We start from the raw sequence: 5,334 nt of genomic DNA, 5'->3' as shown, positions 1-5,334 counted from the left end.
TGTGTTTGCTGTACCCTTTTTTCAAGATTAGATAGTTCTTTTTTGCTGTGTGATATATTAAAGCCCGTGGGCTTCCATATTGAGGGAATCCACGGGCTTTGTTGCGCTTTTTTACAGCGCCTTTGTTCTTATTTAACCTATGCCAAGCCCCCTACACCTTAGGCTTTTTCATAGTAAGCGAAATACGCTTTTTCTTCAGGTCAACGTTAAGTACCCAAACCTTAACTACCTCCCCGACCTTTACGACCTCAAGAGGGTGCTTTATATATCTGTCGCACATCTGAGAAATGTGTACAAGTCCGTCCTCATGAACACCAATATCAACGAACGCTCCGAAGTCTATAACGTTTCTCACTGTGCCCATAAGCTCCATGCCCGGTTTCAGGTCTTTAAGCTCCATGATGTCGCCGCTTCTCATAAGCGGTGGAGGCAACTCGTCACGAGGGTCACGACCCGGCTTTTCAAGTTCCCCTACTATATCCTTTAACGTCGGAACACCAATGCCGATATCTGTGGCAAGCTTCTTCATGCCCATTGCATTGACTTTCTCAGCTATCTGCTTTACGTCACCCATGTCCGCAAGGCTCAGCCCGCATCTATCAATAAGCGCCTGCGCGGCCTTGTATGACTCAGGGTGAACAGCCGTGTTATCCAGCGGATTTTTTCCGCCACGCACTCTCAAAAAGCCTGCGCACTGCTCAAATGCCTTTGCTCCAAGCTTCGGAACTTTCATAAGCTGCTTTCTTTCGGTGAAAGCACCGTTTTCCTCACGGTAGGAAACAATATTCTTTGCAACTGTCATATTTATGCCCGATATGTATGACAACAATGAGTATGAAGCCGTATTAAGGTCAACGCCTACTGAGTTTACGCAGTCCTCAACAACGCCCTTTAAAGCCTCGTCCATTCTCGCCTTTGGCATATCATGCTGATACTGTCCAACACCTATTGCCTTTGGGTCTATCTTTACAAGCTCTGCAAGAGGGTCCTGCAAACGGCGTGCTATTGATACTGCTGAACGCAGTGAAACGTCATACTCAGGAAACTCCTCAGCCGCAAGCTTGGAAGCGGAGTAAACAGAAGCGCCTGCCTCAGACACCACCATGTAAGAAACTTTCTGCGGAATTTCTTTGATAAGCTCGGCTGTGAACTGCTCCGTTTCTCTTGAAGCAGTGCCATTGCCTATGGAGATAGTCGTAACGCCATATTTCTTTATAAAGCCCGCCAGAATACGCTTAGCACGCTCTGTATCCTTCTTTGGCGGAGTAATGTAGATTATCGCAGTGTCAAGCACCTTGCCCGTAGCGTCCACTACAGCGGTCTTACAACCGTGAGCATATCCTGGGTCAAGACCAAGGGTAACAGTGTCTTTAACAGGCGGCTGCATAAGAAGCTGTCTGAGATTTGAGGAGAACACCTTTATTGCCCCCTCCTGAGCGTTTGCCGAAAGCTCCGCCCTTATCTCACGTTCTATGGACGGATAAATAAGTCTTTTATAGCCGTCCTCACAAGCAGCCGTAACAAGCTGTCCGCACTCTGACTTATTTTTCACATATCTTGACACGCAGGCTCTCTCCCCTGCGCCCTCTGGGACATTCACTGATACTTTCAGAACGCCCTCTTTTTCGCCTCTGTCCAAAGCCAAAACTCTGTGACCTGCTATCTTTCCCACAGCCTCGGCATAGTCGTAATAGTTCTCGTACACTGACTCGGCATTCTCGTCAGACGCTTTTGAGCTTATCACGCCTATCTGTGAAAACAGCGTTCTTATGTATTTTCTCAGGTCAGCGTCGTCAGAGATATCCTCTGCGATTATATCCATTGCACCCTGCAAAGCTTCGTCCGCAGACTTTACGCCCTTGTCCTCGTTGATGAATTTTGACCCCTCGACCTGCGGGTCGCATTTTTTATCCTGAGTCAAGATAAGTTCAGCCAGTGGTTCAAGCCCCTTTTCTCTTGCCACCGAAGCCCTTGTTTTACGCTTCGGCTTGAAAGGTCTGTAGATATCCTCCACCTCCACAAGGGTCTTTGCATTTTCGATAGCAGACATTATCTCGTCTGTCATTTTCTCCTGCTCAGTGATAGAAGAGATTATCTCGCCTTTACGTTTTTCGAGATTTCTCAGGTAAGTGAGCCTGTCAGCGATCTCTCTAAGCACCTGATCGTCCAACGAGCCTGTAAGCTCTTTTCTGTATCGTGCAATAAACGGTATAGTTTTATCGTCATCAAGGAGTGCAACAGTGTTGTCTATCTGCTCCTGTCTGAGCTTAAATTCTTCCGCAAGGGTCTTGTTAATATCCATGTTTTTACCAATCCTTTTTATTACTTTTTGCGTATTATCACATATAATATTATAGCACATTTTCGATAAAAAAGCAACGAAAATGCGGTCGAAAACTGTAACAAAGACATTATATAATACATATAGGATCAATCAGAAAATTAATAAAAGCAGGCAAAAATCCACTTGAAAAAAGGGCTTGGATATGTTATCATAAAAGAATAAAACAGTATTCAGGAGTGTTTATATGCTAAATCAGTTTTCAAGAACCGAGCTTTTATTCGGCAAAGAAGCAATGGAAAAGCTCAGCAACAGCAGGGTTGCGATTTTCGGCATAGGCGGTGTAGGCGGATATGCAGTTGAAGCCCTTGCACGAAGCGGTGTAGGCGAGCTTGACCTTATAGATGATGACAAAGTGTGTCTGACCAACATCAATCGTCAGATAATTGCCACAAGAAAAACAGTAGGAAAATACAAGGTAGACGTGGCGGAGGAGCGTGTTCACGACATCTGCCCTGACATAAAGGTAAACACATACAAGTGTTTTTATATGCCTGACACAGCGGATCAGTTTGATTTTACTCAGTATGATTATGTTATCGACGCCATTGACACTGTTACAGGCAAGCTGGAGATAATAAAGCGAGCAGACGTCGCAGGCGTGCCTGTTATATCCTCAATGGGTGCAGGCAACAAGCTTGACCCTACAGCATTCCGTGTGGCGGACATTTATCAGACAAAGGTCTGCCCTCTTGCGAAAGTCATGCGACGAGAGCTTAAAAAGGCTGGTATAAAGTCGCTTAAAGTTGTTTACTCAGAGGAACAGCCTATCAGACCGATAGAAGATATGGCTATTTCATGCCGTCAGGACTGCATTTGTCCTCCTGGCACAGCAAGAAAATGCACAGTGCGCCGTGATATTCCAGGCTCAACAGCATTTGTTCCGTCAGTGGTGGGACTTATCGTTGCAGGAGAAGTTATTAAAGATCTGGCTAAGAAATAATACAAACAAAGGACGAACCATTGATCAGCTGTGGTATAATGGTTTTAAAAATCAGTCGGGAAAACTGCCTGACAAATCAGCAGTTGATAAGGAGTACAGGAATGAAAAATAGAATAATATATTGCCTTAATTTCCTTTGGACAAGCATTATTGCATTTTCGTTTCCAATATGCTTTGGCTGGATTTTTCTTGATATAACAGGTCATTCAAAAGGATATAGTTATAATTTAGGCTCTGAAAAAGATGTTTCAATATTATTTGGCTGCATTGAGTTGTTGATATGGTTGGCATTATCCTTACCATCATATATTTATATTTTTCGGAAAACAATCACTAAAGGGAAACGAAACTTGTATGTAATAATCGCTTTATATATAGCTCTTGCTTTAATTTGTATCATTGTTTCAGGCGGAATATCTGCCTATTTAAAAGCAGTTTTCAATATATGTTAATCAGATTTATCTCAACTATTACTTTCCATTTATCAAGCAATTCACTTATCGCAGCACTATTATTTGAATTTTTCAGAAAGGAAAAACTGTTATGCAAGAATGGCTCATGACTATAACGCTTGGAATAATCGGAGTATTTTTGATAGCTGTTACATATGCCACATTATATCAAAGCAAAAAAAGCAAAAAACACATATCTGGATTTCCATTTTTCGGTGGGTTTATTCTTGCTGTTGCATTTCTCTTCTCTCCTATTAAATGGTTAGCTTTTCTGGGCTTCATTGATTATGGTTTGTGGCTCCTGCCATATGTATTGATTATGGATTATTATAACAACAAAAAATTCAAAAAGATATATATGCAGCAGAATTTTGAAAAACGCATCAGTGATGAATCAAAAGAATTACGTATCAGAATTTCTGAAAGAAATGAAGAATGGGTACAGCCGTATATTACGAATTTAGTTTATGAACTCAAAGTGCCTAAGCTGTTATATGCTGTTTGTACAGATCAAAATGGAAAGAAATTTTTACTTATTGATAAATGCAAAAGAAAAGGCAACATTGAAATAGTCCCTTTTGATAATAATACTATTCTGCTTGCAGACCTCAACTCAAAAGATGTTGATTATTCAGTAGAAATTGAAATCAAAGACAATCCATAAATAGTTTCCCATTTATCGAACAGCTCCCTCATCACAGCACTCATAACGGGTGCTGTGATTTTTTCTACTTAAAGATTTTGTGCAACAAAAAAGGACTTCCGTACACCTACATTAGTGTAAGCATACGGAAGCCCTACTTCCATACATATATAAACTACTCTTGTAGTTAAGCCGAGAAAAGGCATAAATAAACGATTAAAGGCGAACATTACACTCTAACCGCTTTCGTTGACACAAAAGCATATAGACAAAAAAAAGAGCCATAACAAAAGCTACAGCTCTCTGGCTCCCCCTGTTGGACTCGAACCAACGACCCTTCGGTTAACAGCCGAATGCTCTACCGACTGAGCTAAGGAGGAATATGACTAAACAGAGAAGAATATTATCTTCTCTGTTTAGTAAGGTGTCGGCAGCACCCTATCTTACCGGGACGTTACCATCCAAGTATTTTCGGCGAAGAAGAGCTTAACTACTGTGTTCGGCATGGGAACAGGTGTGACCTCAACTCAAACGCCACCGACTAAGTGAAGAGGAACGAATCCTCAAAATTGAATAATGAAAAAGCTGTTGGTTAAAAGGAGTAGTCATAACCAATAAGGTTAAGCCCTCGACCGATTAGTACTCGCTAGCTAAACACGTCACCGTGCTTACACTTTGAGCCTATCAACCTTGTAGTCTTCAAGGGGTCTTACTCTGTAAACAGAAGGGATATCTTATCTTAAGGGCGGCTTCACGCTTAGATGCCTTCAGCGTTTATCCGTTCCGCACATAGCTGCCCAGCTGTGCCACTGGCGTGACAACTGGTGCACCAGAGGTGCGTCCATCCCGGTCCTCTCGTACTAGGGACAGCTCCTTGCAAATATCCTACGCCCACGACAGATAGGGACCGAACTGTCTCACGACGTTCTGAACCCAGCTCGCGTACCGCTTTAAT

Annotated in this window: 4 protein-coding genes, 1 tRNA gene and 2 rRNA genes; 3 read left to right on the top strand and 4 right to left on the bottom strand. The window is 42.5% G+C overall.

The window, feature by feature from the left end:
- Positions 1-151 precede the first annotated feature (151 nt).
- The gene (locus WS40_RS10060) at positions 152-2,302 is read right to left on the bottom strand and encodes a Tex family protein (RefSeq protein ID WP_046442030.1); all 2,151 of its coding nucleotides are present in this window, start codon (positions 2,300-2,302) and stop codon (positions 152-154) included.
- Positions 2,303-2,528: 226 nt separating this feature from the next.
- Here WS40_RS10060 and WS40_RS10055 point away from each other — a divergent pair, with 226 nt between their 5' ends.
- The 3 genes from WS40_RS10055 to WS40_RS10050 all read left to right on the top strand — a co-directional run bounded on the left by WS40_RS10055 (position 2,529) and on the right by WS40_RS10050 (position 4,400).
- Positions 2,529-3,284: a tRNA threonylcarbamoyladenosine dehydratase gene (locus WS40_RS10055; RefSeq protein ID WP_046442028.1), complete on the top strand. Its 756-nt coding sequence runs from the start codon at positions 2,529-2,531 to the stop codon at positions 3,282-3,284.
- A 101-nt stretch (positions 3,285-3,385) separates the two neighbouring features.
- On the top strand, positions 3,386-3,736 hold the full coding sequence (locus WS40_RS11670) for a hypothetical protein (protein WP_278635384.1): 351 nt from the start codon (positions 3,386-3,388) through the stop codon (positions 3,734-3,736).
- A 91-nt stretch (positions 3,737-3,827) separates the two neighbouring features.
- Positions 3,828-4,400, top strand: a complete 573-nt coding sequence (locus tag WS40_RS10050) for a hypothetical protein (RefSeq protein WP_046442026.1) — start codon at positions 3,828-3,830, stop codon at positions 4,398-4,400.
- A 283-nt stretch (positions 4,401-4,683) separates the two neighbouring features.
- On the opposite strand, the gene WS40_RS10045 is transcribed toward WS40_RS10050, so the two are convergent.
- The 3 genes from WS40_RS10045 to WS40_RS10035 all read right to left on the bottom strand — a co-directional run.
- A tRNA-Asn gene (locus WS40_RS10045) sits at positions 4,684-4,759 on the bottom strand.
- Positions 4,760-4,804: 45 nt separating this feature from the next.
- Positions 4,805-4,921, bottom strand: a 5S ribosomal RNA gene (gene rrf / locus WS40_RS10040).
- Positions 4,922-4,995: 74 nt separating this feature from the next.
- A 23S ribosomal RNA gene (locus tag WS40_RS10035) occupies positions 4,996-5,334 on the bottom strand; the annotation flags it as partial.

This window comes from Ruminococcus sp. N15.MGS-57 (assembly GCF_000980385.1).
GTDB classification, from domain to species: domain Bacteria; phylum Bacillota; class Clostridia; order Oscillospirales; family Ruminococcaceae; genus Hominimerdicola; species Hominimerdicola aceti.
This window is presented reverse-complemented; position numbering and strand designations above follow the sequence as displayed.

Excerpts from the sequence above, each read along its gene's own strand:
- WS40_RS10060 (WP_046442030.1), bottom strand. The coding sequence starts at position 2,302 with ATGGATATTAACAAGACCCTTGCGGAAGAATTTAAGCTCAGACAGGAG.
- WS40_RS10055 (WP_046442028.1), top strand. The coding sequence starts at position 2,529 with ATGCTAAATCAGTTTTCAAGAACCGAGCTTTTATTCGGCAAAGAAGCA.
- WS40_RS11670 (WP_278635384.1), top strand. The coding sequence starts at position 3,386 with ATGAAAAATAGAATAATATATTGCCTTAATTTCCTTTGGACAAGCATT.
- WS40_RS10050 (WP_046442026.1), top strand. The coding sequence starts at position 3,828 with ATGCAAGAATGGCTCATGACTATAACGCTTGGAATAATCGGAGTATTT.